This window comes from Candidatus Poriferisodalis sp., assembly GCF_965208895.1.
Taxonomy (GTDB): domain Bacteria; phylum Actinomycetota; class Acidimicrobiia; order Acidimicrobiales; family Poriferisodalaceae; genus Poriferisodalis.
The window spans coordinates 4,243,541-4,269,529 of the sequence record NZ_OZ242363.1; the positions used below are offsets into that span (position 1 = coordinate 4,243,541).

Annotated in this window: 26 protein-coding genes; 18 read left to right on the forward strand and 8 right to left on the reverse strand. The window is 66.6% G+C overall.

Annotated elements, in window-relative coordinates:
* Positions 1 to 8: 8 nt before the first annotated feature.
* The 3 genes from rlmN (at position 9) to ACOGJB_RS19065 (ending at position 2,854) form a co-directional block, all read left to right on the forward strand.
* The gene (gene rlmN, locus ACOGJB_RS19055; RefSeq protein WP_419838651.1) at positions 9 to 1,187 is read left to right on the forward strand and encodes a 23S rRNA (adenine(2503)-C(2))-methyltransferase RlmN; all 1,179 of its coding nucleotides are present in this window, start codon (positions 9 to 11) and stop codon (positions 1,185 to 1,187) included.
* Between the two features lie 9 nt (positions 1,188 to 1,196).
* Positions 1,197 to 1,838: an endonuclease III gene (gene nth, locus ACOGJB_RS19060; RefSeq protein WP_419838652.1), complete on the forward strand. Its 642-nt coding sequence runs from the start codon at positions 1,197 to 1,199 to the stop codon at positions 1,836 to 1,838.
* Positions 1,839 to 1,936: 98 nt separating this feature from the next.
* Positions 1,937 to 2,854, forward strand: coding sequence for an HpcH/HpaI aldolase/citrate lyase family protein (locus ACOGJB_RS19065; RefSeq protein ID WP_419838653.1), 918 nt, complete (start codon positions 1,937 to 1,939; stop codon positions 2,852 to 2,854).
* A gap of 41 nt (positions 2,855 to 2,895) precedes the next feature.
* On the opposite strand, the gene ACOGJB_RS19070 is transcribed toward ACOGJB_RS19065, so the two are convergent.
* The 3 genes from ACOGJB_RS19070 to ACOGJB_RS19080 form a co-directional block, all read right to left on the reverse strand.
* Positions 2,896 to 3,084 (reverse strand): hypothetical protein, encoded by a 189-nt coding sequence (locus tag ACOGJB_RS19070; protein ID WP_419838654.1) that lies wholly within the window; start codon positions 3,082 to 3,084, stop codon positions 2,896 to 2,898.
* Between the two features lie 36 nt (positions 3,085 to 3,120).
* Positions 3,121 to 5,049, reverse strand: a complete 1,929-nt coding sequence (locus ACOGJB_RS19075; protein ID WP_419838655.1) for a cell wall-binding repeat-containing protein — start codon at positions 5,047 to 5,049, stop codon at positions 3,121 to 3,123.
* Between the two features lie 157 nt (positions 5,050 to 5,206).
* The gene (locus ACOGJB_RS19080) at positions 5,207 to 7,234 is read right to left on the reverse strand and encodes a cell wall-binding repeat-containing protein (protein ID WP_419838656.1); all 2,028 of its coding nucleotides are present in this window, start codon (positions 7,232 to 7,234) and stop codon (positions 5,207 to 5,209) included.
* A 67-nt stretch (positions 7,235 to 7,301) separates the two neighbouring features.
* Between ACOGJB_RS19080 and ACOGJB_RS19085 the strand changes: the two genes are divergently transcribed.
* Positions 7,302 to 7,541, forward strand: a complete 240-nt coding sequence (locus ACOGJB_RS19085; RefSeq protein WP_419838657.1) for a hypothetical protein — start codon at positions 7,302 to 7,304, stop codon at positions 7,539 to 7,541.
* Between the two features lie 40 nt (positions 7,542 to 7,581).
* Here the strand turns inward: ACOGJB_RS19085 and ACOGJB_RS19090 are convergent, their stop codons facing one another.
* From ACOGJB_RS19090 to ACOGJB_RS19105, 4 genes are all read right to left on the reverse strand, one after another.
* Positions 7,582 to 7,917 (reverse strand): type II toxin-antitoxin system PemK/MazF family toxin, encoded by a 336-nt coding sequence (locus tag ACOGJB_RS19090; protein WP_419838658.1) that lies wholly within the window; start codon positions 7,915 to 7,917, stop codon positions 7,582 to 7,584.
* Positions 7,914 to 8,165, reverse strand: a complete 252-nt coding sequence (locus ACOGJB_RS19095) for an AbrB/MazE/SpoVT family DNA-binding domain-containing protein (RefSeq protein WP_419840773.1) — start codon at positions 8,163 to 8,165, stop codon at positions 7,914 to 7,916. Before ACOGJB_RS19095 ends, ACOGJB_RS19090 begins: the two co-directional genes overlap by 4 nt.
* A 71-nt stretch (positions 8,166 to 8,236) precedes the next feature.
* Positions 8,237 to 9,466, reverse strand: coding sequence for an ATP-binding protein (locus tag ACOGJB_RS19100; RefSeq protein ID WP_419838659.1), 1,230 nt, complete (start codon positions 9,464 to 9,466; stop codon positions 8,237 to 8,239).
* Between the two features lie 160 nt (positions 9,467 to 9,626).
* A complete protein-coding gene (locus ACOGJB_RS19105; RefSeq protein WP_419838660.1) occupies positions 9,627 to 10,901 on the reverse strand; it encodes an ATP-binding protein in 1,275 nt (424 codons plus the stop codon).
* A gap of 112 nt (positions 10,902 to 11,013) precedes the next feature.
* Here ACOGJB_RS19105 and hisD point away from each other — a divergent pair, with 112 nt between their 5' ends.
* The 7 genes from hisD to ACOGJB_RS19140 all read left to right on the forward strand — a co-directional run bounded on the left by hisD (position 11,014) and on the right by ACOGJB_RS19140 (position 18,351).
* Complete coding sequence (hisD, locus tag ACOGJB_RS19110; protein ID WP_419838661.1) at positions 11,014 to 12,495, forward strand: histidinol dehydrogenase; 1,482 nt, start codon at positions 11,014 to 11,016, stop codon at positions 12,493 to 12,495.
* A complete protein-coding gene (gene hisC, locus ACOGJB_RS19115; RefSeq protein ID WP_419838662.1) occupies positions 12,492 to 13,679 on the forward strand; it encodes a histidinol-phosphate transaminase in 1,188 nt (395 codons plus the stop codon). Before hisD ends, hisC begins: the two co-directional genes overlap by 4 nt.
* 112 nt (positions 13,680 to 13,791) lie before the next feature.
* On the forward strand, positions 13,792 to 14,400 hold the full coding sequence (gene hisB, locus ACOGJB_RS19120; protein ID WP_419838663.1) for an imidazoleglycerol-phosphate dehydratase HisB: 609 nt from the start codon (positions 13,792 to 13,794) through the stop codon (positions 14,398 to 14,400).
* Between the two features lie 24 nt (positions 14,401 to 14,424).
* Positions 14,425 to 15,072, forward strand: a complete 648-nt coding sequence (gene hisH, locus ACOGJB_RS19125) for an imidazole glycerol phosphate synthase subunit HisH (protein WP_419838664.1) — start codon at positions 14,425 to 14,427, stop codon at positions 15,070 to 15,072.
* A complete protein-coding gene (locus tag ACOGJB_RS19130) occupies positions 15,069 to 15,872 on the forward strand; it encodes a HisA/HisF-related TIM barrel protein (protein WP_419838665.1) in 804 nt (267 codons plus the stop codon). The genes hisH and ACOGJB_RS19130 overlap by 4 nt, the downstream gene beginning before the upstream one ends.
* Before the next feature lie 69 nt (positions 15,873 to 15,941).
* On the forward strand, positions 15,942 to 16,724 hold the full coding sequence (gene hisF / locus ACOGJB_RS19135) for an imidazole glycerol phosphate synthase subunit HisF (RefSeq protein WP_419838666.1): 783 nt from the start codon (positions 15,942 to 15,944) through the stop codon (positions 16,722 to 16,724).
* A gap of 70 nt (positions 16,725 to 16,794) precedes the next feature.
* The gene (locus ACOGJB_RS19140) at positions 16,795 to 18,351 is read left to right on the forward strand and encodes an acyl-CoA synthetase (protein ID WP_419838667.1); all 1,557 of its coding nucleotides are present in this window, start codon (positions 16,795 to 16,797) and stop codon (positions 18,349 to 18,351) included.
* 127 nt (positions 18,352 to 18,478) lie between these two features.
* Here ACOGJB_RS19140 and ACOGJB_RS19145 read toward each other — a convergent pair whose 3' ends face one another.
* Entirely contained in the window at positions 18,479 to 19,174 is a 696-nt protein-coding gene (locus tag ACOGJB_RS19145) for an alpha/beta hydrolase (protein WP_419838668.1), read from the reverse strand.
* Between the two features lie 172 nt (positions 19,175 to 19,346).
* Here ACOGJB_RS19145 and ACOGJB_RS19150 point away from each other — a divergent pair, with 172 nt between their 5' ends.
* The 7 genes from ACOGJB_RS19150 (at position 19,347) to trpA (ending at position 25,988) form a co-directional block, all read left to right on the forward strand.
* Complete coding sequence (locus tag ACOGJB_RS19150; protein ID WP_419840774.1) at positions 19,347 to 19,643, forward strand: GroES family chaperonin; 297 nt, start codon at positions 19,347 to 19,349, stop codon at positions 19,641 to 19,643.
* A gap of 35 nt (positions 19,644 to 19,678) precedes the next feature.
* Complete coding sequence (locus tag ACOGJB_RS19155; RefSeq protein WP_419838669.1) at positions 19,679 to 21,868, forward strand: anthranilate synthase component I; 2,190 nt, start codon at positions 19,679 to 19,681, stop codon at positions 21,866 to 21,868.
* On the forward strand, positions 21,865 to 22,746 hold the full coding sequence (locus ACOGJB_RS19160) for a YgfZ/GcvT domain-containing protein (protein ID WP_419838670.1): 882 nt from the start codon (positions 21,865 to 21,867) through the stop codon (positions 22,744 to 22,746). The genes ACOGJB_RS19155 and ACOGJB_RS19160 overlap by 4 nt, the downstream gene beginning before the upstream one ends.
* Positions 22,747 to 22,862: 116 nt before the next feature.
* Positions 22,863 to 23,177, forward strand: a complete 315-nt coding sequence (locus ACOGJB_RS19165; RefSeq protein ID WP_419838671.1) for a putative quinol monooxygenase — start codon at positions 22,863 to 22,865, stop codon at positions 23,175 to 23,177.
* A 76-nt stretch (positions 23,178 to 23,253) separates the two neighbouring features.
* On the forward strand, positions 23,254 to 23,928 hold the full coding sequence (locus tag ACOGJB_RS19170; RefSeq protein ID WP_419838672.1) for a phosphoribosylanthranilate isomerase: 675 nt from the start codon (positions 23,254 to 23,256) through the stop codon (positions 23,926 to 23,928).
* Between the two features lie 90 nt (positions 23,929 to 24,018).
* A complete protein-coding gene (gene trpB / locus ACOGJB_RS19175) occupies positions 24,019 to 25,185 on the forward strand; it encodes a tryptophan synthase subunit beta (RefSeq protein ID WP_419840775.1) in 1,167 nt (388 codons plus the stop codon).
* Positions 25,182 to 25,988, forward strand: a complete 807-nt coding sequence (trpA, locus tag ACOGJB_RS19180) for a tryptophan synthase subunit alpha (protein WP_419838673.1) — start codon at positions 25,182 to 25,184, stop codon at positions 25,986 to 25,988. The genes trpB and trpA overlap by 4 nt, the downstream gene beginning before the upstream one ends.
* Position 25,989: the final 1 nt, after the last annotated feature.

The following is a 25,989-nucleotide window of genomic DNA, read 5'->3' on the forward strand; positions in this document are numbered from 1 at the left end:
GGGCGGACGTGGCAGATCTGGGCGCCGACCCCTCGCTCGGAGACCTCAGCCGTGCAGAGCTGGGAGAGCTGCTAGAGGGCGAGCCCGCGTACCGGCTGGACCAGGTGTGGGAGGGCTTGTACCGCCAACGCCGACCGCTGACCGAGATTACCAATGTCCCCAAGAGCCTGCGCCGCGCCATCAGCGAATTGCTGCCGCCGGCTTTGACACTCGTCCGCACGCAGTCGGCCGATCGGGGCACCACGACGAAACACCTGTGGTCGCTGCGTGACGGTCACCTGGTCGAGTCGGTGCTGATGCGCTACCGAGATCGCACCACGTTGTGCATCAGCAGTCAGGCGGGCTGTGCCATGGCGTGCAGTTTCTGTGCGACTGGCCAGGTGGGTTTCGACCGGAACCTGAGTGTCGGAGAGATCGTCGAGCAGGTTCTGGGCACACTGCAGGAAGCACCTTCCGGCCCGAACGCAGCCGCCCGCGGCGGAGCCGTCAACAGCGCAGCCGCCCGCGGCGGAGCCGTCAACAGCGCAGCCGCCCGCGGCGGAGCCGTCAACAGCGCAGCCGCCCGCGGCGGAGCCGTCAACATCGTCTTTATGGGCATGGGCGAACCGCTCGCCAACTACGAATCTGTGTGGGCGGCGGTGGAACGCTTCCACACAGACATGGGCATCGGTGCGCGGCACATCACGGTGTCGACCGTGGGTGTGATTCCCGGCATTGAGCGCATGGCGAAGGCCCGGCTGCCGGTCAACTTGGCGGTCTCACTCCATGCTGCCAACGACCGGTTGCGGAACCGCATTGCTCCGATCAATCGCACGTACCCGCTGCGAGATCTGGCGCGCGCACTTGCGGACTATCGCCGCGCCAAGAGGCGGCGCATCAGCCTTGAGTGGGCAATGATCGGCGGCGTCAACGACACCGACCGAGACGCTGCGGAATTGGCCGCTTACACCCGGCCGCTGGCGGCTCACGTCAACCTCATCCCCCTGAATCCCACCCCGGGATACAGCCACGAACCGTCGCCGGCTGAGCGGATCGAGCATTTCGCCGCGGAGCTCTCGTCCCTCGGGGTGAATGCCACCGTGCGTCGGAACCGGGGAACGTCGATTGACGCCGCCTGCGGTCAATTGCGTGCCGACAAGCTTGTTTCGATTCGCAAGGGCAGCGCACGCGCTCGGGCGGAGCGCTAGACACTCGCCATGGCCAGGCCCCGATCGCCGAAGGGACGCGCCCAGCGGACGCATGAACGGCTCAAGGACGAGTACGAGGCCGTCTGCGAGCTGGAGCACCGCAACCCGTTCGAGTTGCTGGTCGCAACGATCCTGTCCGCGCAGTGCACCGATGCCCGCGTCAATGCCACCGTTCCCGGCGTGTTCGCGAAGTATCCCGACGCCGAAGCACTTGCATCGGCCGATCTCGCCGATCTCGAGGAACTGGTGCATCCCACCGGCTTCTTTCGGAGCAAGGCCCGCAACCTGCAGGGCATGGCACGCCATTTGCTGGCCGATCACGGCGGCGAGGTGCCAACGAACCTGAAGGACCTGGTGAAATTGCCCGGCGTCGGCCGCAAGACTGCCAATGTGATCCGGTCGGTGGCGTTCGACCTGCCCGGATTGCCTGTCGACACCCACGTCGGCCGCTTGGTGCGGCGCCTCGGCATCACCGATGAAGAAGACCCGGTCAAGGTAGAGCTGGCACTGAACCCGATGATTCCCCAGTACGAACGGGGCGACTTCAGCCTGCGACTGATCTTGCACGGGCGACGAGTCTGTTCGTCTCGCAAGCCGGCTTGCGATGATTGCGTGCTGAACGACTTCTGCCCGAGCGCTTTCGCGGCCTGAGAAGATGCGGGGATCGCTCAGCCTCTGATTCAGCAAAGGCACGGGCGTGAGAAGCAAACGTCTGAGCATCAAACGAGAAAGCACGGAGGATGGGCCGCATGGCTGAGACCCGCAAGCCCGGTGCCGCGACCGTGCGACGGTCATCGCATTTTGTGCCCGGCGCCAATGAGCGAATGCTCGCCAAGTCGCTTGCTGCCGATGCCGACAGCCTCGTGCTCGACCTCGAGGACGCCGTCACGCCCGACAACAAAGACAGTGCCCGAGTAACCGTTTCGGGCTGGCTCGCCGACGTCGACTTCGGTGCGAAGGAACGTGTCGTGCGGATCAACCCGCTCGACAGTCCCTGGTGCGTCGACGACATCGCCGAGACGATGGTGTCTCCGCCCGACGCCTACTTGGTGCCCAAGGTGAACAACGCGGCAGAGGTCGTCCAACTCGACGCGATGATCACCCGCTGGGAAATCGAGCACGGTCACCCACCCGGCGGCGTGGTGCTGTTGGTGCTGGGAACCGAAACGCCCCAGGGGCTGTTGAACATCGGCGAGCTCGCACAACACGACCGGGTGGATGCGCTGAGCTGGGGCGCCGAGGATCTCTCCGCGGCTATGGGCTCCAAGGCCAATCGGGATGCCACAGGCGCCTACCTGCCGGTGTTCGAATACGCCCGGGTGATGTGCCTGGTGGGCGCCACGGCGTGGAACAAGCAGCCGCTCGACACCGTATTCGTGGACTTTCGCGACGACGATGGGCTCGCCGCCGAGTGCGCGACCTCCGCGGCGATGGGCTTCACCGGCAAGATCACCATCCATCCCGCCCAGATCGACATTGTCAACGCTGCGTTCACGCCCAGTGAGGCCGAGTTGGCCGATGCTCAAGAACTGCTTGAGGCCTTCGCTGAGGCCGAAGCCGCCGGGTTGATGGCCTTCGCCCACAAGGGTCAGATGGTCGACGTGCCGCACCTCACCCGAGCCCGCAAAATCGTCGCCACCGCCGACGCCATCGCTGCACGTTCCTGATCGCAGCGAGGCGCTGCCAGCAGCAGCCGCTGGCCGAGTGCTCAGCGCAGTGCGTCGGTGGCCTGGGCCAGTCGGCGGCGAGCCATCCGCAGCGAGCGCTCCACCTCGTAGAGCTCGACGCCGACATCCTCATGGGGGGTGCCCATCAGCTCATCGGCCGCCTGAGAAACCCGGGTACTCAGTTCGCCCACGGCCGTCTCGATCGACGACAGTTCCGCGGCACTGATCACCCGCGGCACGTTATCGACACAGTGAACGAGGAGGTCTCACGTCGGTGGGACTCGTACAACGACAAGCGGCCGCCGCGGCGTGACTTTGCCGTCGTCAAGGGAATAGGCGATGAAACGGCCGTCTGGCGACCATTGCGGGGCAAGTGTTTCGGGGACGTTGAAGAGATTGGCCCCCGAGTAGCTCACCGCAGTGATCACATCTGAGTTCTCGAGATTGAGCACCTTGATATAGCTCTCCCAAGTATAGCTCCCATCTTGACCGTCTTCGTGGGCAACCCTGTTGACCAGTGCAATTCGACATCCGTCGGGTGACCATGCGTATCCCGAGAATCTGATGTCGCTCAGCGTGACAGGCCAGACGGGTTTCCAGTCTGAACCGTCATCTCGCACAGTTGCGACGCCCCCGCCGCTCCCAATGGAGATGCGTTCGCCGTCATGGGTCCAGTAATGGTTCCGCTCGAAAAACGCCTCGGTATCCAGATTGGTTTCGTTGGTCCCATCCGCATTGATGATTGCGAGGTGTCGATTGGCGAAAAACTCCTCGGGCTCTTCCCAGAGATCGATACGGCGGAACAGGATCCGGCGGCCATCCGGCGACCATCGCGGGGCATAGTCCTGCGAGATCGAATCGGTCAGTTGCACTTCTCCGCCTCCGTCCGCGTTGATGACATGCAGATGGGCGACCACGTTGCTGTACAGCGCCCGGCCGGTGAAGCGGGCAAACGCGATGCGCGTGCCATCGGGCGACCACGCGGGGAATGTGCCACGCGTCAGCTTGACCCGATTGCTGCCGTCGACATCCGCGATCCAGATCTCCCGGTTGCTCTCGTAGGCGAAGCGACGGCAATCCGGCGACCAGACAGGAAGGATCACATCGACATCGTCAATGATCGTCCTGGGTTCGCTTCCGACGTCGAGGTCGCATTGGACGCCGACAGCGGCGTCGCCGGTGAGATAGTCGTCGATGGCGGTGTCTGAGACGGCTGCATTGCCGCCGAAGACGTGCACATCGAGTTTGTCGCCCGTGAAGGATCCGATGTCGGTTCGTGCCTGATGGAGGTAGTCAGCGGTCGGGACAGGGACACTGTCAGGGTCGGCGAGCAGCAACGGAGTGCACAGTCGGGCCAGCAGCGGCGCAGCGCTGAATGCGTCGAACGGAACCTGTCCGCGTGCCAGGCCGGCACGACGCTCGGTGAAGCACGTGAGGCCGTAGCGGCGCACGACGAGTTCCGCAGCGGCGACGGCCGTGTCATAGCGCGTCGTGCCCGCCAGGCGCGTGACCTCGATGCCGAGATCGGTGATCGAATCCTCGATGATCTCAGGCATTGCGCTGGTGCCGCCCATCAGGATGACGTGCTCAACATCGGTTTCAGTCAGATAGCGGGCAACGTCCCGACGAAAGATGCTGGGTTTGGTCAGCAGGATCGGATGGCGGCCCCGTGCCGCGAAGGGGCCGGCGACGAGAGCATCAGCGAACACTCTGCCGCTGGCCATGATCGCGGTCCGGCCGTGCCCGTTCATGTCGCCGGGTGTGCCGAGCCGTCGCGCCGCCGCAACCGAGGTCGCGTACTGATCCGGACGGGTGACGCGCTCGACGGAGATGCCGAGCGCTTCGAGTTCGGTCACCACCGAGGGTCCGACGCCGTCGGTGTCGCTGTCCGCGCCCACGATCAAGGCGTCGGATACACCGGCGCGCCGCAGGAACGCTGCGGCATCGGAGCGCAGCTCGCTCGAAGGCGTGGTGAGCACCGGTGCCTCGAGCGCCCCTGCCAGCGGAGCGGCAACTACCGCATCGGTCCACTGCTGTCCAGAGACGAGAACGACCTGCTCCAGGCGACCGCCGGCGCCATCGGCGAACGCCTCAGCGATACGCAGCGACGTTGCGTAACGATCAGCGCCCCCATATCTCGTCACCTCGATTTCGGAGAGGTTGGACACCGCACTCGCCGGTGCGGCTGGAAGCATCAAGGTGACAGCGGTGATCAGGACGGCGACTGCGGCCGAGCTCGCAGCCCTTGCGGCCCGCCGGAGCGTATGTCGACTGCGTCCTGGGACTGGGGGCCGCTCCGGGAGGCAGCAAGAATCGCCACACACACTCGTGCCCTCAGCGGCGCTCACCGATTCAGAGCGCCGGCGCAGGTGCGACATATGTCCTCGCAGCGTCGCCCATATGGGTGTTGCGCTCGTACATGATGCTGCGGCCGTCGGGTGCCCATTGAGGCCTGCGGATGATGGTGAACGTGCCTCGTGATGTGTTGCTCACGGGGCGGCTCACGTACCTGACCACTTCAACGGTTCTCCCGCTGTCGAGCGAGGTGACGAACAGGGTCCGGTCGTGCCGGACTCCGTCGCTGTAGGTGTCGTCTTGCACAAAGGCAAATGTCGTGTACGCGATCGCCGTGCTGTTAGGTGACCACGAATGGCCATCAGGCGAGTATTCCTCGGTGATTCTGCGGACGTTTCGCCCCTCCGTGTCCATGAGCCAAAGATCCTGACCTCTGTCGTAAGCGATCCATCTTCCATCTGGCGACCACGCGGGATAACCATCTGACAATCCGCCCTCGGTGAGCGTCTTCAGCTTGCTTCCATCAGCGTCCACCACGGCGATGAAGACATCGTCATACTGCTCATAGATGCCCTCTCGGTTGTTCAGGTCTTGACGCGCAAAGGCGATTCGCTTTCCGTCGGGCGACCAGCTCGGGGATCTGTCGCCGAATTCGCCGGACGTGAGCTGCACGAGGTTCGATCCATCGGCGTCGACGACGAAGATGTGACTGACCGGGTCTCCCTTCACCCACTTGCCCGAGCTCCGATCGAAAGCAATCTTGCTGCCATCAGGAGACCAAGCGGGCGAACCTGCACCGTGATCGAACACCATCACGGGATCGGAACCGTCGACGCCGGCGATGTAGAAGGCCCCGATGTATGGCTCAGTCCAGCCCGTGTAGGCAATCTTGGTGCAGTCCGGTGACCACGCGGCGTGGTGCGAGAACACATCCGCCAGAACTTGGATGGGCTCGTTTCCGAGGCCCGGGACGCACGGACCTGGCGGTCGAAGCCTGCCACCCTCTGTGCCCAACGGATCATCGAGGTAATGGTCGACGGCCTTCCGGGAAACGGCTGCATTTCCGCCGAACACGTGCAGACCGGCATCGCGAGGCACCCGCGCTCGGACCTCGAGGGCATCGTTGAGGAACTCGGCCGTCGAACGGGGAACGGCGCCTGGGTCGGCCAGCAGCAGCGGCGCACACAGGCGGGCCAGGAGCGGGCCAGCGCTGAATGAGTCGAATGGCACACGCGCACGAGCCAGTCCGATCCGGCGCGGGGAGAAACACCCGTCGCCGTAGCGGCCGTCAATGAACTCAGCAGCCTCGACAGCGGTGTCGTATCGAGTCGCACCCGCGAGGCGAGTCACCTCGATGCCGAGATCGGTGATCGCATCTTCGATCACTTGGTGCAGGGCTGCCTTGCCGCCCATCAGCACAACATGCTCGACATCCCTGTCGGTCAGGTAGCGTGCCACATCGCGGCGGAAAATTTCTGGTTTGGTCAGCAGGATCGGGTGTCCACCCCGCGCGGCGAAGGTGCCGGCGACAAGGGCGTCGGCGAAGACCCTGCCGCTGGCCACGACAGCGGTCCGGCCCAGACGTCCCATCTCGCCGGGAGCGCCGAGTCTGCGGGCGACAGCGACGGAGTTCGCGTACTGGTCGGGGCGGGTCACCCGCTCGGTGGTGATGCCGAGCGCCTCGAGTTCGGCCACCACCGCGGGTCCGACGCCGCTTGTGTCGCTGTCAGCGCCGATGAGCACAGCCAGCGTGACACCGGTGCGCTGCAAGAACCGCGCGGCATCCGCTCGCAGCTCGCCGGGCGGCGTTGCCAGCACCGGGGCGTCCAGCGACCCCGCCAGCGGGGCGGCGACGACTGCGTCGGTCCAGCTGCTGCCCGAAACCATGACGACGGTGTCCAGCCTTCCACCAGCCTCGGTTGCCACTGCCTCGGCGATCAGCAGCGATGTCGCGTAACGATCGGCACCCCCGTAGCGCGTCACGTCGACGTCATCGAGCCCTGCTGCGGTCGCCGCGGAAAGCGGCACGATGAGGCTGACGGCGCCGACTAACAGCACCGCGAGAGCACGAAGATTCCGTTGCATCGTCGAACCGTAGGCCCGCGGCAGCGTCGCTGCGGAATCGGAACACGGGCGACTCAAATTCACAGCAGTGGCAAACGGGGCCGCAGGCACCCTCGGCGCGGTGCTGAAGCGGCTGGACCTGCGGGGCCGAGACGGCCGGCTCGCTGACCTGTTGCTGCGCCCGCGAGCCGGTGACCTGGCGTCTCATGACGCTGTCCGTCAGCTCATCGATGAGGTCCGCAATGGCGGCGATGCTGCCGTTCGGAAGCTCACAGCTCACTTCGACCTGTGGGTCGGCGGCGACACAACGGCTGGAAAGCCATCTTGAACACCTTGACCGTCCACTACGGCGACCGTCAGTTTCAGATCTAGCCGATGATGGCTGCGAGGCGGGCGACTACGTCGTCGACGATGTGGCCGGGTGCGGTTTCGAGGTATCTCCCGTTGCGTGCTTGCAGGTCGAGCACGCGGGGTTGGTCGCAGCGCACGACACCGTGGGTGCGCGTGTCGGCATCGTCGAGCGAGACGGCGAATCCGCGTCGGCGTGCGAACTGCCCGCCAGTGGTGATGGGCACCACGATCGGCGTTGAGGTCAAAGCGTTGAACTCCGCAGGCGACACCACCATCACGGGTCGGGTGCCCCGCTGCTCGTGGCCGGCTGTTGGGTTGAGATCCACCAGCCAGATCTCTCCCCGCTGAGTCACAGCTCTTCGCGGCCGACAGGTGTTCCGTCAATCCATGCTCGATCGTCATCAGGCGCAGTGGGGTCGCATTGGGCGATCAGCTCGTCGAGCGTGTAGGCGGGGCGTCGGCGGGGCACGACCACAAGACGCCCGCCGTCGACGTCAAGGTCAACTGTTGAACCGGCCCGCACGCCGATCACGTCGAGCAGCGCCGGCGGCACTGCCAACATGACCGAGCCGCCGACCTGTCGCATCGTCGTGGAGTGCACATTCACCTCCGAATATTATATCTGAGTATAACTCTGGTCGAAGACGGTGCCGTCTGAGTTCGGCGGAGCGCTCACACGAGTGCGGCGAGGGGGACTGCGGCGATGCGGTCGTCGAGGCGGTAGGCGGTGTCGCCGGGGTAGACGACCAGTCCGGTGCGGAAGCTGGTGCCGAGGCGTTCTTTGAGCGTTTTGAGGTGGCGTGCGTCGGCGGCGGTGACGGTGCGTGACAGCTTGGCCTCGAATGCCAGGACGTCGCCGTTGGGGAGATCGGCGATGAGGTCGACTTCGTGGTCACCGCCTGCGGTGCGCAGGTGGCTGAAGCGCCATCCGAGCCCGAGCACGTCGGCGGCGGCGCGGATGTGGCACACGACGGCACTCTCGAAGAGCTGCCCGGCGCGGTCGCGTCGCCGGGCGAGAGTGGACGTGGTGTCGTGGTGGTCGGCGGCCGCGAGAGCCGGGTCGACCAGGTGGCGCTTGGGGCGGCGGGTGAGCCGTTTGAGGCGGTTGTGGGACCAGCCGGGCAGTTCGTCGATCAGCCCGAGGCGGGTCAGCAGGTCGTGGTAGCTCTCGCCGGTGGCTTTGGACACGCCTGCTGCGTTGTGGACGGCGGCATGCTCGGCGGTCGTGGCGATTGTGGCGCCGTATGCGCGTATGTAGCTGCGCAGCTTGGTGACGTCTCGCTGCGCGGACGCGATCTCGGCGAGGTCGCGCGCGACCGCGAGGTCGAGATAAGCCCGCAGCGCTTCGTGATGATCGACGGGATCCATGCCCAGATAGCCGGGCAGTCCCGATTCGGTGATGGCGTCGGTCTGCTCGGGCGGCGTCAGCGGGGACCGGACCCCGCGCACGGCATCGATGCCGTGCGCGGCGAGATCGGCGAGGCTCACCGCGGGTGCCTCGCCTCGTCGCTCACACAGGGTCATGGGCCGAAGGCGGGCGGGCAGGATGCGGCCTGCGCCGGCGTGCACGTCGGCGGCGAGCGCCGCTCGCGACGACCCACTCAGGATGAATCCGCCGGGCACCCGGTCGTCGTCGATGCAGCGGCGTACTGCGTCCCACACCGTCGGCACGCGCTGCCATTCGTCGATAAGCACAGGCGGCACCAGCGCACCGAAGGCGGCTTGGGGATCCTCGGCCACCATTGCGGCGACCGGCGGATCGTCGAGGCGCAGCGTCGAAGCGGCGAGGCGCTGCGCGCTAGAGGTCTTGCCGACCCCTCGTATTCCCTCGACCAGGCACGCCGGGTGGACGGCCATCAAGCGAGCGAGACGCCCATCGATGTGACGCCGCAGATAAGCCATGCATAAAAGGATAGTTGACTATCCACAGTGCGGATAGTCGGCAGGGCTTTCAGGGATATTGTGCAGTGGGTCGCGGCGTCGGGGCCTGGGACTGTCATATTTTGACAGTCCCAACCCGGGGCGATTCAGTTTCTTGCTGGAGATTGTGGTGTATTCGCTGTCAGGGGCCGAGGGCGGTGATGGGGACGACCGAGACGCCGTCGGGGCGTTGGTAGGCGTATCCGCCGGTGGCGGTCACGACTGCGAGTGCGCGGTTGCGGCTGCGGACGGCAGGGTCGACGCGCTGGGCGAGCTTGAGCAGCGAGGCTGCGGCGCGGTCGACGGCCTCGTCGCCTCCGAGCTTGACTTCGAAGGCTGCCCAAGTGCCGTCGCTCGCTTCGACGACGGCGTCGGTTTCCAGGCCGGTCTCGTCGCGGTAGTGGCCAACCCATGCCCGCACGGGGCCTGAGTAGACGCGCAGGTCGCGCACCACGAGGGATTCGAACAGCAAGCCCAGCGTTTCGAGGTCGCCGAGCAGGCGTTCGGGATCGGTCCTCAGCAGCGCGCACGCGAGTGCGGGGTCGGCGAGTTGTCGGACAGGGGCTGCACGCAGCGTTGTCCGTGATCTGAGGCGTGGCGACCACGCGGGAGCATCCTCGACGATGAACACGCGCTCAAGCGCAGACAGGTAGCTGGTGACGGTCTTGGGATCGAGATGCGCGCCGCCGGTGTCGCGGGCCAGCGTGCGCAGCGTGGCCCGGGTGGAGACGTTGCGCGCCAGGGACTGCATAAGCCTGTTGACGCGGGCGGGGTCTCGTGAGATGCCGTCGACGCGTTCGATGTCGGCTCGGTTGATCTCCTCGAGGTACAGCCCCAGGAACTGCTGGGCGTCTTGGGTGGACAGGCCCAGCGTCTGGGGGAATCCGCCCCTGCAGGTCCACTCGGCGACGTCGTCGAGCGGATGGGCGGGCGCCACGGCGTTCGGTGCGTCGCCGCCCATGAGGGCACCGAGCGAGACCGAGCCATCCGAGACGCCTTGCTCGTACAGCGACATCGGGCGCATGCGCACCCGCCCGATGCGTCCCGCCCCCGAGTGGCGGGTGATGTCGTCGGCGGGGAGGGCCGAGCCGGTGAGGATGAACTGGCCGGTCGAGCGGCGGTCGTCGCTTGCTCGTCTGACAGCGTTCCAGATGCCCGCAGCGAGCTGCCACTCGTCGATAAGCCGGGGCGTGTCGCCGTCCAGAATCGAGCGGGGATCGACCTGCGCGGCACGATGGGCATTGGGCATCTCGTCGAGGGCGACCTCGCTGGCGCAGAACTGCCGCGCGCTGGTGGTCTTTCCGCAGCCGCGCGGGCCGTCGACCACGACCGTGGGCACGAGGCGCAGGAAGCGCTCGATGTCGGCGTCGATCACCCGGGGCACATAGCTGGCAGCGTTCGCTTCGCTGGGCGCCATGGAGTCCAGCGTAGGCGGCGATGGACGTTTTGGGACGTTTTCAATGGACGTTTTGGGACGTTTTCAATGGATGGTTTGGGACAGAACCGATGGATGGTTTGGGACAGGACCGATGGATGAACCCAGAAAGGCGGCCGCCAAGCAGATCGGCATGAACCCGACATCACCCTCAACCGCTGTGGCGGCGGCCCCGGGCGATGTCCAGGGCACGGTGCTCTCGCATTGCCCGACGCGGATCACCCCAATAATCGCAGCAATGGCCCGAGAGGCCGCAGGTACCCTCAGCGCGGTGCTGAAGCGGCTGGACCTGCGGGGCCTAAATGGTCGGCTCGTCGATCTGTTGCCGCGCCCGCAAGCCGGTGGCTTGGTGTCTCACGACGCTGTCCGCCAGCTCATCGATGAGGTCCGAGATGGCGGTGATGCTGCCGTTCGAAATCTCACAGCTCGCTTCGACCGCGTCGACGTGGCCGAGCCGCTGGTTCCGGTGAGCGAGCTGGAGGCCGCATGGGTCGAACTGCCTTCGGCGTTGCGTTCGGCGATGGAGACTGCTCACCGACGGATCTTGGAGTTCCACGAGGGCGAGGCGAGCGCAGGCCACACCTACGAGCGCGACGGCGTCACGATCCGCTCGATCAGCCAACCGGTGGACCGAGCAGGCATCTACGTGCCCGGCGGCCTGGCTGCCTATCCCTCCACAGTGCTGATGACGGTGCTCGTTGCCCGTGCCTCGGGGGTCGACGACATCGTGCTGTGCTCACCGCCTGGGCCCGATGGCAGCCTCGCTGCTGCGGTGATGGCGGCGGCGCACCTGTGTGGTGTCACCGAGGTTCACCGTGTGGGCGGCGTGCAGGCCGTTGCCGCGCTTGCATACGGAACCGAATCGATCCGCCCGGTCGATGTCGTGGCTGGGCCGGGGAACGCCTGGGTCGCCACCGCCAAGCAGCTCGTGAGCGGCGATGTCGGCGTTGCGTCTGCGTTTGCCGGTCCGTCAGAGATAGTCGTGATTGCCGATGCAACCTGCCCGCCCGCAGCGGCTGCCACCGACGTGGTGCTGCAGGCCGAGCACGGTCCCGGCGGGCGAGCCTGGCTTGTCGCCTGGGACGAGCACTACGCCGGTGCCGTGTGCGACGCAATCTCGCAGGTTGTAGAGTTCTCGCCCCGGCGCGAGGAGACGCTGGCCACGCTGGAATCCGATGGGTTTGTGTGTCTCGTGGGCGGACCGGCGCAGGCTGTCGAGGTCGCCAACTTCGTCGCTCCCGAGCACCTTCAGATCATGTGCGACGGTGCTGAAGAACTGGTGGGCAACGTCCGCCACGCCGGAGCGGTGTTCGTCGGTCCATGGGCGCCGGCATCGGTCGGCGATTACGTCGCGGGGCCGTCCCATGTGCTCCCCACTGCCGGCACTGCCCGCTTCGCCGGCGCCCTCACGGCAGACGACTTCACCAAGCGCATGCACGTCGTCGACGTCACCGAAGCTGGCTTCGATGAGCTGGCGCCAGCGGTGGCCGAGTTGGCCGAGGCCGAGGGTCTGTGGGCGCACGCCGCCTCGGTGTCGCGCCGCAAGGAGTGGGCTGCCAACGGAGTCAGGCCATGAAGCCCCCAGAGGCTGAGCCGCAAGGCGAAGCCGGGGCCCGAGCGGCCCGTGAGCGAAGCGAACAAGAGCGGGAAGCAACAGGTGCCGCCGTGCGAAGGTCGAGCAACCCGCGCAAGCCTGATGTGCGCGACGACCTGCGCTTGCTCGACGGTTACCACTCGCCGCAGATCGACGTGGAAGTGCGCCTCAACACCAATGAGGCACCGGTCGGGCCGCCGCCGGAGTTCACCGAAGCTCTCGCTGCCGAACTCGCGCATGTCGAGTGGCATCGCTATCCCGACCGCACGGCCAGCAAGCTGCGAACCGATCTGGCCAAGCTGCACGGCACCGAACCAGGCCGGATCTTCGTGGCCAACGGCTCCAACGAAGTGCTGCAGACGCTGTGCCTGACGTACGGCGGCGCTGGCCGCAGCGTCGCCACGTTCGAGCCCACCTATGCGATGTACGGCCAGATTGCACGCAGCACCCAGTGCACTGTCGTCGAGGGCGAACGCCATGCCGACGGCAGCGTCAGCGTCTACGAGCTGGAACGACTCATCGAACGGCACCAGCCGTCGATCGTGTGCCTGTGCTCGCCCAACAACCCCACCGGCACTCCCGAGCAGCTCGATGTGCTCGAACGAGCGCTCGAGATCGCGCCCGGCCTCGTGGTAGTCGACGAGGCCTACGGGCAGTTCGCCGACTGGAGCGCCATCGACCTGTGCGACGACGCCGGCGGGCCGGCGAATCTCGTGGTCACGCGGACGTATTCGAAGACGTGGGCGATGGCCGGAGCACGGCTCGGCTACGCCGTCGTGCCCTCCGGCATGGCCGCCGAATTCGAGAAGGTGGTGCTGCCGTACCACGTCGACACGTTCAAGCAGATCGCGGGCCGGGTGGCGCTGCGATTTGCCGACCAGACGGAATCGCGAGTGACGGCGATCGTCTCGGAACGACAGAGGATCATGGCGTCGTTGACTCAGATGGGACTCGAGGTCTGGCCCTCGCAGTCCAACTTCATCCTGTTCCGCACCACCCCCAACGGCTGCAGCGGCGATGACGTGTGGCAGGCACTCGTCGACCGCTCGGTGCTGGTGCGAAACTGCTCGGGCTGGCCCCGGCTGGCCGACTGCCTGCGGGTCACCGTGGGAACGCCGGGCGAGAACGACCGATTTCTCGACGCCCTGTCGGAAGCGATCTCGTGACCCGGCCAGTCGGCAAGGTGCGAAACAGCTCCGCAGGCCGCAGGCTGATGCGACCGCCGCTGATCGAGCCAGCCTCCCTCAGCACAGCCTCAAGCGACCCAGTGAGATTCCTATGACTGCCACTCCTGCCGCCTCCCGCGTTGGAACCGTGCAGCGCAACACCGCAGAGACGCAGATCGATATAGCGCTGGATCTCGACGGCAGCGGCCAGAACGACATCTCGACGGGCCTGCCGTTCTTCGACCACATGGTTGCCCAGCTCGCCAAGCACGCCCGTTTCGACCTGCAGCTGCGCACGGTCGGCGATCTGGAAATCGATGCGCACCACACGGTCGAGGACACCGGCATCGCCCTCGGCGAGGCGATGCGGCAAGCCTGGGGTGACAAAGCCGGCGTGCGCCGTTTCGCCTCTTATGTCGTGCCGCTCGACGAGGCTGCGGTCGAGGTGGTGCTCGACCTGTCAGGCCGACCGTTCCTGCACTACGACATCGAGCCGCCCGGCGAGAAGATCCTGGGCGATCCGCCATTCGACCCGCAGCTCTGCGAGGAGTTCTGGCGCGGGCTGGTGATGTCGGCGGGCATCACGCTGCACCTGGTGATGCTGCGGGGGCGCAACACCCACCACATCATCGAGGCCAGCTTCAAGGGTGCCGCTCGGGCCTTCTACGACGCAATTCGCGTCGCGGACGATGTGCTGCCTTCGACGAAAGGCGTCCTGTGAGGAGCGCACAGTGACGGGCTGCCGGTGAGCGGCGTCGCTCAACGTCCGCTGGTTGCAGTTCTCGATTACGGCATCGGCAACCTGCGGTCGGCCCAGAAGGGGCTCGAACGGGTGGGCGCCGATGCCCGACTCACTGCCGATGCCGGCCTCATCGCTGACGCCGATGGAGTAGTGCTGCCCGGCGTCGGCCACTTCGGCACCTGCATGAGGCAGCTCCGCGCCACCGGCTTGGAGCAGCCAGCGCTTGCGGCCATCGACAGCGGGCGGCCGTTCCTGGGAATCTGCGTCGGCATGCAGATGCTGTTCGAGGCCTCCGAGGAGGCACCGGGCGTGACGGGGCTCGGCGTGATGCCTGGCACGGTGAGACTCCTGCCGGACGGGGTGGTTCGGCCACAGATGCAGTGGAACCGGCTCGACGTGCGGCAGCCCGACTGTCCGTTGCTGGCCGGATTGACCGGGGGCGCCTGGATGTATTTCGTCCACAGCTACGCGCCCGACACCGAAGAACGCTTCGTGGTGGCGACGTGCGATTACCCCACACCCATCACAGCAGTCACCGAGCGCGACCAAGTGTGGGCCACGCAATTTCATCCTGAGAAATCCGGTGACACCGGCAAACGGCTGGCGCAGAATTTCCTGGCCGCAGTGAGGGCCGACCAATGCCGCCGGTGAGCTTCGATCTGTATCCCGCCATTGACCTGCGCGGCGGGCGATGTGTGCGCCTGCTGCAGGGCGACTACGACCGCGAAGTTCGCTATGACGCCAATCCGGTCGAAGTCGCGCATGAGTTCGCAGAAGCAGGTGCTCGCTGGATCCACATGGTCGACCTCGATGCCGCACGCTCCGGCACTGCCGAGCGCAGCAACCAAAGAGTGATCCAGTCAGTTGTCGCCGCCGTCGGCGATGCCGGCGTCCGTGTGCAGTGCGGCGGCGGCGTGCGTTCGCGCGACAGCGCCGAGGCGCTCTTTGACGCAGGCGTCGACCGCGCTGTGGTGGGCACTGCTGCGATCGAGAACCCGGACCTCATCAGCGAGCTGACGTCAGCCGGCCATTGCGTCGCGGTCGGTCTCGATGTGCGGGGAACCGAGGTGGCCACCCGCGGCTGGGAGCACCAGAGCGGGGTGAGCCTGGACGTTGCCCTCGCCCGGCTGGCCGGCAGCGGCGCAGAAGCAGTGATCGTGACGCAGATCGCCCGCGACGGGATGGGCGGCGGGAGCGACTTGACCGGGTTGCGCGACGTGCTGGACTCGCTTCAGCGGCCCCCGGCGATGTCGGTGATCGCCAGCGGCGGGGTCGGCTGCCTCGCTGACATTGCCGACCTGCGAGATCTGCGCTCGCCTCACGGGCACACGCTCGCCGGGGCCATTGTGGGCAAAGCGCTCCATGACGGCGTGGTCTCGCCCGGCGCCGCTGTGGTGGTGGCCCGCGGCAGCGCCGTGATCGACGAACCGAATCTCCCCGCCGACCGATGACACAGGTGCGTCGATGAAGACAATCGCATGAAGACAGTCGCATGAAGGCGATCGCATGAGGGCAATCGCATGAAGACAGTGCGTGTCATCCCGTGCCTGGACGTGGACGACGGGCGAGTCGTCAAAGGCGTCAATTTCGTGGGATTTCGCGACGCTGGTGATCCCGTCGAGCTGGCGGCTGCCTACGACCGTCAGGGCGCAGACGAGATCGTCTTCCTCGACATCACCGCCTCTGCGCACGGCCGCGACACGATCATCGAGCTTGCCCGTCACACCGCCGAAGAGGTCTTCATCCCGTTCACGATCGGCGGGGGGATCCGCACTGTCGACGATGCGCGGGCGCTGCTGCGGGCCGGGGCCGACAAGGTGTCGGTGAACTCAGCGGTCGTCGTGCGACCTGAGCTGGTGCGCGAGATCGCTGACGAGTTCGGCAGTCAATGCGTCGTCGTGTCCGTCGACGCGAAGTCGAATGGCGATGGCCCCGGCGGCTCACCGACGTGGAACGTGTATGTCAAGGGCGGCCGCGAGGACACCGGAATCGACGCTCTGGAGTGGGTGCGCCAAGTGACCGAGTTGGGCGCGGGTGAGATCCTGCTGACCTCAATGGATGCCGATGGCACCACGGCAGGCTTCGACCTTGAGCTCACCCGGGCGGTCGCCGACGCAGTCGGCATTCCTGTGATCGCGAGCGGCGGTGTTGGCACGCTCCAGCACCTGGTCGACGGAGCCGTCATCGCCCGTGCCGACGCGGTGCTCGCAGCCTCGATCTTCCATTTCGGCGAGCACACGATTGCCGACGCCAAGCGAGTGCTGATGGACGCAGGCGTCGCCGTGCGACCGCCCTCGGCCTGACGAACGGCCCTGCCCTCACGGCCGGCCCCGGCTTCAGCCGTACCGGCAGGTGCCCGCTAGCTTCCCCGCCATGAGCTACCCCGGCGCGTATTCCACGAACGATCCCGACCGACCAGCGGTGATCATGGCCCGCGACGGGCAGGTCCGCACCTTCGGCGAGCTCGAGGCTCGCAGCTGCCAGTTCTCGCAGCTCATGTGGGCTGCGGGCCTGCGTCCCGGCGACCACGTGGCGATCTTCGCCGACAACAACATCGGATACTTCGACGCCTATTGGGCTGCGATGCGCAGCGGCCTGTACTTCACCACGGTCAACCGGTACCTCACGGCCGAAGAAGCTGCCTACGTTGTGAACGACTGCGGTGCGCGCGTGCTGGTGGCGTCGCCTGCCGTGGTTGAGCCAGCGACCGAGATGTTGCCGCTCATCGGCGATTGCGACGTGCGGCTCATGCTGGACGAGGCGGCCGAAGGGTTCGATGCGTTCGAAGACGCCATCGCAGCCCACCCCGCAGAGCCGCTCGCCGAGCAGCCACGCGGGTCGGCCATGCTCTACAGCTCTGGCACGACGGGCCGCCCGAAGGGCATCAAGCGGCCCCTGGACGGAACGTCGATCACCGACCCCGATCTTGTAGGCGTCGGACTCGTGGGCGGCATCTTCGGCATTGGCGAGGGCAGCATGTATCTCTCGCCGGCCCCGCTGTACCACTCCGCGCCGCTGTCGTTCACCACCGGCACTCAGTCGATGGGCGGTACCGCGGTGGTCATGGACCGCTTCGACGCGGCCGAAGCGCTGTCGTACATCGAGCGCTACCGCATCACCCATAGCCAGTGGGTGCCGACGATGTTCAGCCGGATGCTCAAGCTGCCCGAAACCGAGCGCACCCGTCACGACCTGTCCAGCCACCAGGTCGCCGTGCATGCGGCGGCACCGTGCCCCGTCGAGGTGAAGCAACAGATGATCGACTGGTGGGGCCCGATCCTGCACGAGTACTACGCCGGCACCGAACTGAACGGCTTCTGCTACGTGAACTCCGACGAGTGGCTCCAGCGCCCCGGAACGGTCGGCAAGCCGCTGATCGGCGTCATCCACATCTGCGACGACGAGGGCAACGAGCTGCCAGTCGGCGAGGCGGGCACGATCTACTTCGAGCGCGAGGTCCCGGCGTTCGAATACCACAACGACCCCGACAAGACCGCCGATTCCCGTCACGACGCCCATGAGCTGTGGTCGACGCTCGGCGATGTCGGGCGCATCGACGAAGACGGCTACCTGTACCTGACCGATCGCAAGGCGTTCATGATCATCTCCGGCGGGGTGAACATCTACCCCCAAGAGATCGAGGACTGCTTGGTGCTGCATCCCAAGGTGGCCGACGCGGCGGTGTTCGGGGTGCCCAACGAAGACTTCGGCGAAGAGGTCAAGGCCGTCGTGCAGCCGATCGACGGCCTGGCGTCCGACGACGCCCTGGCAACTGAGCTGCTGGGGTACTGCCGTGAGCATCTTGCGAACTACAAGGTGCCCCGCTCGGTCGATTTCCGCGACGAGCTGCCCCGCCATCCCACCGGCAAGCTCTACAAACGCATCCTGCGAGACGAGTACTGGGGAGACCGCACGTCTCGAATTGTGTGAGGTCAGCCGTGCTCAGAGGAAGCGCCAATAGGTGAACCCTTTCGTTGTCGCACCAGTCGTTTCCCGCTCTTGTTCGCTGTCGCTCACGGGCCGCTCGGGCCACGGCTTCGCCTATCGGCTCAGCCTCTTATAAGCCGCCGACAAACTCGCCGATCATCTCGCCGACCGCTCGGGCGTGGCCCATCAGGAAATGATCGCCGCCCGAGATCACCGCTCGCTGGGTGTTGGTCCAGCTCTCGGTGATCTCGGCCGCTTCGGCGGGGGAGCGGAACTGGTCGTGCTGAGGCACCAGAAGCAGTTTGGGTCGCGGATCAGCCGCCGCGCCCATCGACGCCGGGTCGACGATCCGCAGGGGAGCGGCAATGCCGATCCACGCCGACAGACCGTCGTGTGTGGTCGCCAGGGAAACATCGCCGCCAAACGACCAGCCTGCTGAGACCACCGGCGCCGCAGCAGCTGTGCTCGACCGTTCCTGTGCGAGGCCGACGGCGGCGTCGAACGCCGCGGCAGCGTCGAGCTGCTCTGCCTTCCCGTCGTCGTGGCTGCCGCCCGAACTGCCGGTGCCCCGGAAGTTGTAGCGAAGCGTTGCGATGCCGCTCGCGGGCAGAGCCCTGAAAAGGTGATCGACGAGGGGATTCCACATGTCGCCGCCGTAGAGCGGGTGCGGGTGCGAGAGCACGACTGCCGCCGTGGCCCCCTCGGGCCAGGCAGCTTCGGCTTCGAGCACGACGCCGTCTGAGGCGGTTGGCGCAACAGCGAAGGCCTCGACCGCAAACGGGGGGCCGGGCGTGCTTGCCCTGCCCGAATTCTCTGCGTCATTCACGCCGGTGAACGGTACCGTGCGGGCGGTGAGCGCTCCGGAGACACGCAACGAGCACGGAACGGCTGCAGCGACGAAACCCGCCCGTCCCTCGAAGAGTTCGAAGCCCGGCGGTCGCAAGGCCAAGCCGGCCTCGGCGCCCGATCCCGATGACGACGAGCGTCGGCCGATCAAGATGCTGCACGACCGTCTTCTCGTGCGACTTCCCAACGACGGCTCCGAACGGCGCACGAGCGGCGGGATCCTGATTCCGGCAACGGCGCAGCAGAACAAGCGCCTCGTGTGGGGCGAAGTCATCGGCGCAGGAGCGAACGTGCGAACCGCCCAAGAAGGCGATCAGGTGCTGTTCAATCCTGAGGATCGCCACGAAGTCGAGGTGCACGGCGACGATTTCCTGATCCTGCGCGAGCGCGACGTGCACGCCATCGCTGCACCTCGCATCGAGCCCGGCAGCACCGGCCTGTACCTGTGACGCATCGGTGACTTTGTTCTCGTAATGCAGCGCCGATGACCACCGCTCAGACGCAGCTTCGCACCGGCGGCGGCATCACGGTCGCGCTGGAGGCCGCCACCGTCGACGGCGACGCCGAGATCGAGCACCTCGTCGACCGGCTCGACGAGGCCCGGGGCGTGCTGCTGTCGTCGAGCTATGAGTACCCGGGTCGCTACACCCGCTGGGACATGGGCTTCACTGACCCGCCGCTGGCCATCACCAGCCGGGCCCAGGACGTCTCGGTGAGCGCACTGAACGAGCGGGGCACCGTGCTGCTGGCACCCGTCCACGAGATGTTGGCGGGCCTTGGCAGCGCCGCGGGCATCGTCGATCTCGAGCTGGGTGACGGCGACGGCTTCGGGGGTGTGGCCTGCCGCATCGAGCGCCCCGACAGGCGCTTCGAAGAAGAAGAGCGCAGCCGCCAGCCGTCAACGTTCACGGTGGTGCGCGCGCTCGTCGACCTGTTCTCCTGCGACGATCCCCACCTTGGGCTGTACGGGGCGTTCGGGTACGACCTCGCTTTCCAGTTCGAGCCGATCTCGCTGACATTGCCGCGTCCATCAAACCAGCGCGACCTCGTGCTCTACCTCCCCGACGACTTGCTGATCGTCGATCACGAGGGCGGCATCGCGCAGCGCTTGCGGTATGACTTCGCAGTTGACGGTCGCAGCACCGCCGGGTTGGCGGGCGGCGGCACTCGCGTCCCCTACGAACCGGACTTCGAGATGGAGGCTCGCGGAGATCACGAACCGGGCGGCTATGCGGCTGGTGTTCGAGCGGCCCGCGACTACTTCGCCCGTGGCGACCTGTTCGAAGTCGTCACGAGCCAGATGTTCTGCGAGCCCAGCATCGAGCCTCCCTCCGAGCTTTTCCGCCGGCTCAAGGAGCAGAACCCTGCGCCCTACGGGTTCCTCATCAATCTGGGACAGGTGGGAACGTCAGGCGAATGGCTGGTCGGTGCGTCTCCGGAGATGTATGTCCGCGTCGAGGGCGAACGGGTCGAGACCTGCCCGATCTCGGGCACCATCGCTCGGGGCCAAGACCCCATCGACGACGCATCACAGATCCTGGCGCTGCTCAACTCGTCGAAAGACGAGTCGGAGCTGACGATGTGCACCGACGTGGACCGCAACGACAAGAGCCGCATCTGCGTGCCGGGCTCGGTGAAGGTCATCGGCCGCCGCCAGATCGAGATGTATTCGCGTCTCATTCACACCGTCGATCACGTCGAAGGCCGACTGCGGCCGGGGTTCGACGCGCTGGATGCATTTCTCTCCCACACGTGGGCGGTAACGGTGACCGGCGCTCCGAAGACCGCAGCAATGATGTTTCTTGAGCAGCATGAGCGCACGGCCCGGGCTTGGTACGGAGGCGCTGTCGGGAAGGTGGGCTTCGACGGCAGCCTCAACACCGGTCTCACGCTGCGCACCATTCGGGTGGCTGACGGTCACGCGGAGGTTCGGGTGGGTGCCACGCTGCTGTGGGACTCCGTCCCCGAGGAAGAGGAATCTGAGACCGAGCTGAAAGCGTCGGCCTTTCTGGACGCGATCCGGCGACCGCGGTCTGCGCCCGACTCGGGCGCGGTCGTTTCGGGGCCCAGCCGAAGGCGCATCCTGCTGGTCGATCACTTGGACTCGTTCGTCCACACGCTGGCGAACTACCTGCGCCAGACCGGCGCCACGGTGGTGACGCGCCGAGCCGGGTTCCCGATCGATGAAATCGACCCCGACGAGTTCGAACTCGTGGTGCTGTCGCCTGGCCCTGGCCGCCCCGACGACTTCGGCATCGGTCCGGTGGTTCGCGCAACGATTGATGCCGGCTTGCCGCTCTTCGGCGTCTGCTTGGGCCTGCAGGGCATCGTGGAGTACTTCGGCGGCTCATTGGGCCAGCTGACCACGCCGATGCACGGCAAGACTTCTGCCATTCGCGCGCTCGGCGGGCAGTTGCTCGACGGGCTGCCGAAGGAATTTCGGGCGGGCCGCTATCACTCGCTGTTCGCCCGTCGCAGCGAGGTGCCCGAGGAATTGGAAGTGACCGCAGTCAGCCTCGACGACGACATCGTCATGGCAGTCGAGCACCGCGAACTGCCGGTCGCAGCCGTGCAGTTTCACCCGGAGTCGATCATGTCGCTCGACGATGGGGTCGGGCTGGCGCTGGTTCGAAATGCAGTCGAACGGCTGGTACCCGGGTGGAGAAGCGGATGAGCTCGAGAACTGGTCTGGACCGGCTGGTCGTCGCGACTGTCCCGCGCGATGTCGTCATCGTCAACGGTCCCGAGGCCGAGCTGTACCTCCAGGGCCAGATCTCCGCCGATGTTGCGGCGCTGGAACCGGGTGAGAGCGCCTTGTCCTTCCTGCTGGAGCCGCGCGGTCGCATCGAAGCACTTTTTGTCATCAGCCGTACCGGCCCAGACACGTTCGTCGCCGACGCCGAACCTGGCTTCGGCGAGGAAATGACCACGTCGCTGGCCCGCTTCAAGCTGCGCACGAAGGCCGAGTTCTCCCCGCAGCAGTGGACGATGCACGCAGTGCGCGGCCCTCAAGCGGCCTCGGAACCGACGACCCGGGCAGCGGCAACCGGTCCCGCCGATGCGCCCGAGCACGTGGTGCGCCCGACGCTGTGGCCCCACGCCAGTGGCTACGACATGCTGGTGAGTCCCAGCGGCGTCGTTTCCCAAACCGGCAGTGCGCAGCAGATTCCGACGGATGAGTTCGAGGCGCTGCGCATGGCGTACGGCCTGCCTGCGATGGGCTCGGAGATCCAACCGGGTGACATTCCGAACGAGACCGGACTTGTCGAGCGGGCGGCGTCGTTCACCAAGGGCTGCTATCGCGGCCAGGAACTGGTGGAACGGATCGACTCACGAACGGGCGGGCGTCGCAGCGTCTGCCGGCTCCGGGCGGGTGTGCCGCTGGCGCCCGGCGACGAACTGCACGATGGCGCCGGCACCGCAGTCGCCACGGTGCTGAGCGCAGCAGCGCTCGACGATGCAGTAGTGGGCTTCGCCCTGGCACGCCGAGATGCAGCTGAAGGGGCGTTCACCTCGGCAGCCCAACCTGTCGAACTCGCCGACTTGTTCTGAAGGGCGCGTGCGGCCGGGGTCACCTCACGAGGACTCGTCATTGGCCCCGCTGCGAAGCCCTCACCGGTACGCTCGCAGGCTGTCGTTGACGCAACCGGATTGCAGGGAGCACTGATATGTCCAAGACCGCACTGCTGGCCAAGCTGACCGCACAGCCATGCAAGCGCGACGAGCTGCTCGCTGTGATCGCAGACATCGGCATGAGCAATGTCGCCGGAGAGCCCGGCACCGAGGTCTATGCCGCGCACAAAGACCAGAACGACGACGACGTCGTGTGGTTCTACGAGCTGTACAGCGATCAGGCCTCGCTCGAATCCCACGGCGGCTCCGAGGGAATGAAGGTCTTCGGACGGGCGATTCGCGACTACATGGCCGGACGGCCTGAGCTCTTCATGTTGGACCCAGTCGCCGCCAAGGGCGTCGACTTCTGACCTCGACCCGACGTCGGGGTACCCGTTGACCAAGAGCCCGTATCGGCGAGAGGTCCCCTGAGGTGCCAGCAGTGACATGTTCGTAAAGATCTGTGGTGTCACCAACGAAGAGGATGCGCTCGTCGCTGTCGGCATGGGTGCCGATGCGATCGGCTTCAACTTCGTGCCCGGATCGCCACGGCAGATCTCGCCGCGGCTGGCGCGCGACATCATTCGCCGGCTGCCGGGCGGCATCGTCACGGTTGGCGTCTTTCGCAACGAGCTGCCCGAGCGCGTGGTGCAGATCATGGACGGCGCCGGCTTGCGGCTGGCCCAATTGCACGGCAACGAGACGGCGGCCGACAGCCGCTGGGTCGCCGAGCGGGTGCCCGGGCTCATCAAGGCTTTCGTCGCAGGCGATCCCAATGTCGAGCGAGTGCGTGACTACGGCGCTTCGGTGCTGATGCTGGACAGCTCCGAGCCTGGTAGCGGGCGAGTCTTCGACTGGCGACAGCTGGAAGGCCGAGATCGCGGCATGAGATTGTTGCTCGCAGGCGGGCTGCGCGCCTCCAACGTGGCGCAGGCCATCGAGATTGTGCGGCCCTGGGGCGTGGACGTGGCATCAGGAGTCGAGTCGGAACCCGGCCGCAAGGACGTGCTCGCTATGCGTGAGTTCATTGCGAAGGCAACCGACGCTGGGGCTCTCTACGAGGATGCCGACGAGTCAGCGGTGCCGGGCCCTGAGGCGCCGTACGACTGGCGCGACGACTGAGCGAGGGACGACATGGCTGCAGCAACCGACGAGCCCACCCCGGGTTTGAGGTCGGTCATGGGTGAACCTACGACGAGCCTGAGGTCGGTCATGGGCGAGCCCACGACCGATGGCCGTTTCGGCGAGTTTGGCGGCCGATTTGTGCCCGAGACCTTGGTCGCTGCCTGCGAGGAGCTAGAGGCGGCGTTTCGCCAGGCCTGGGCTGATCCGGCGTTCGTGGCCGAATTCGAGACCACGCTGCGCGATTACGGCGGACGACCCTCGCCATTGACCGAGTGCCGCAACCTGTCGCGCCAGCTCGGTGTGCGCCTGCTGGCCAAGCGGGAAGACCTCAACCACACCGGCTCGCACAAGATCAACAACGTCATCGGGCAGGCGTTGCTCGCTCAGCGCATGGGCAAGACGCGGCTGGTAGCCGAGACGGGTGCCGGTCAGCACGGCGTCGCGACGGCGACGGCGGCGGCATTGCTGGGGATGGAGTGCAAGGTGTACATGGGGGCCGTCGACGTCGACCGTCAGGCCCTGAACGTGTTCCGCATGCAGTTGCTCGGGTCCGAGGTGGAGTCGGTTCAATCGGGCAGCCGCACCCTCAAGGACGCCGTCAACGAGGCGTTGCGCGACTGGGTGGCCACCGTCGAGCACACGCATTACTGCCTGGGCTCGGTGATGGGACCCCACCCCTACCCGTGGATGGTGCGCACCTTCCATCACATCCTCGGCGACGAGGCCGCTGCGCAGTGCAAGGACCTGACCGGCGGCGACCCTGACGTGGTGGTCGCGTGCGTCGGCGGGGGCAGCAACGCCGCTGGGATCTTCTCGGGCTTCGCCGACGGCGACGCCCGGCTCGTCGGCGTCGAGCCCGCTGGCGGTGCCGCTGTCGGGCGCGGTGTGCCCGGCGTGGTGCACGGCATGACCAGCTACCTCATGCAGGATGAGGTAGGCCAGGTGATGGAGGCAGAGTCCATCTCGGCAGGCCTGGACTATCCCGGTGTCGGACCTGAGCACGCGTACCTCGCGGCCATCGGCCGGGCCGAGTATCCGAGCGTGACCGACGAGGAGGTAGTCGAAGCGTTCACGCTGATGAGCCGGGCTGAAGGCATCATCCCGGCGCTGGAGTGCGCGCACGCGCTCGCATGGATCGTGCGTGCAGCGCCGCAGATGCAGGGTCAGACCGTGCTCATGAACCTCTCGGGCCGTGGCGACAAGGACGTCGACCAGATGATGGACGTGCTCGGCATGCAGGGAACCGTCTCGTGACCGGGGCAGTCGTCAGCTCGCAGGCCCCATCATTCGGCGCGCTCGAGACATGGTTGCGGGCTCGGCGCGACAGCGGCGCAAAGCTGCTCATTCCCTACGTCACGGGCGGCTACAAGGGCTGGCAGCGTGCCGTCGAAGCGGCCGCGGCCGCCGGCGCCGACGCCATCGAGATCGGTATTCCCTTCTCAGACCCGGTGATCGACGGACCGGTCATCCAGCAAGCCTCCACCGCAGCGCTGGACGAAGGCGCGACGCCGGCATCGGTGCTGGAAGAGGCGCGGGAACTCGACACCGGCATTCCTCACGCAGTGATGACCTACTACAACATCTGCCACCACCAGGGCCACGAGCGGTTCGCCGCCGCGCTGGTCGAGGCGGGGGTGTCGGGGGCGATCCTGCCCGACCTGCCGTACATCGAGGCTGGGCCGTGGCTCGACGATGCCGCCGAGGCCGGCATCGAGGCGATTCTGCTGGCAGCACCCACCACGCCCGAGCACCGGCTTGGCGAATTGTGCGGCGCGTCCCGGGGGTTCGTCTATGCAGTCGGCCTGCTCGGCGTGACCGGCGAGCGTGCATCGCTCGCCCGCACGGCCACCGAGATTGCCGCACGCTGCCTGGCCGTCACCGATCGGCCGGTGCTCACCGGCGTCGGCATCGGCTCGCCGTCTCAAGCCGTTGAGGCCTGCGAGGTGTCCGATGGCGCCATCATCGGTTCCACCGTCGTCCGGACGCTGATGTCCGACGGTCCCGAGGCGGTCGGCGAGCTCGTGGCCTCGTACCGGACGGCGCTCGATCGCGGCTGAG

What these genes read in the sequence shown, in the direction of transcription:
- nth (WP_419838652.1), top strand. Translation starts at nt 1,197, where the DNA reads ATGGCCAGGCCCCGATCGCCGAAGGGACGCGCCCAGCGGACGCATGAA.
- ACOGJB_RS19160 (WP_419838670.1), top strand. Translation starts at nt 21,865, where the DNA reads ATGAGCTCGAGAACTGGTCTGGACCGGCTGGTCGTCGCGACTGTCCCG.
- ACOGJB_RS19165 (WP_419838671.1), top strand. Translation starts at nt 22,863, where the DNA reads ATGTCCAAGACCGCACTGCTGGCCAAGCTGACCGCACAGCCATGCAAG.
- hisC (WP_419838662.1), top strand. Translation starts at nt 12,492, where the DNA reads ATGAAGCCCCCAGAGGCTGAGCCGCAAGGCGAAGCCGGGGCCCGAGCG.
- ACOGJB_RS19150 (WP_419840774.1), top strand. Translation starts at nt 19,347, where the DNA reads ATGCTGCACGACCGTCTTCTCGTGCGACTTCCCAACGACGGCTCCGAA.
- hisD (WP_419838661.1), top strand. Translation starts at nt 11,014, where the DNA reads ATGGATGAACCCAGAAAGGCGGCCGCCAAGCAGATCGGCATGAACCCG.
- ACOGJB_RS19170 (WP_419838672.1), top strand. Translation starts at nt 23,254, where the DNA reads ATGTTCGTAAAGATCTGTGGTGTCACCAACGAAGAGGATGCGCTCGTC.
- hisF (WP_419838666.1), top strand. Translation starts at nt 15,942, where the DNA reads ATGAAGACAGTGCGTGTCATCCCGTGCCTGGACGTGGACGACGGGCGA.
- ACOGJB_RS19065 (WP_419838653.1), top strand. Translation starts at nt 1,937, where the DNA reads ATGGCTGAGACCCGCAAGCCCGGTGCCGCGACCGTGCGACGGTCATCG.
- ACOGJB_RS19100 (WP_419838659.1), bottom strand. Translation starts at nt 9,466, where the DNA reads ATGGCTTATCTGCGGCGTCACATCGATGGGCGTCTCGCTCGCTTGATG.
- hisB (WP_419838663.1), top strand. Translation starts at nt 13,792, where the DNA reads ATGACTGCCACTCCTGCCGCCTCCCGCGTTGGAACCGTGCAGCGCAAC.
- ACOGJB_RS19075 (WP_419838655.1), bottom strand. Translation starts at nt 5,049, where the DNA reads ATGCTTCCAGCCGCACCGGCGAGTGCGGTGTCCAACCTCTCCGAAATC.
- trpB (WP_419840775.1), top strand. Translation starts at nt 24,019, where the DNA reads ATGGGCGAGCCCACGACCGATGGCCGTTTCGGCGAGTTTGGCGGCCGA.
- ACOGJB_RS19140 (WP_419838667.1), top strand. Translation starts at nt 16,795, where the DNA reads ATGAGCTACCCCGGCGCGTATTCCACGAACGATCCCGACCGACCAGCG.
- ACOGJB_RS19155 (WP_419838669.1), top strand. Translation starts at nt 19,679, where the DNA reads ATGACCACCGCTCAGACGCAGCTTCGCACCGGCGGCGGCATCACGGTC.
- ACOGJB_RS19105 (WP_419838660.1), bottom strand. Translation starts at nt 10,901, where the DNA reads ATGGCGCCCAGCGAAGCGAACGCTGCCAGCTATGTGCCCCGGGTGATC.
- ACOGJB_RS19080 (WP_419838656.1), bottom strand. Translation starts at nt 7,234, where the DNA reads ATGCAACGGAATCTTCGTGCTCTCGCGGTGCTGTTAGTCGGCGCCGTC.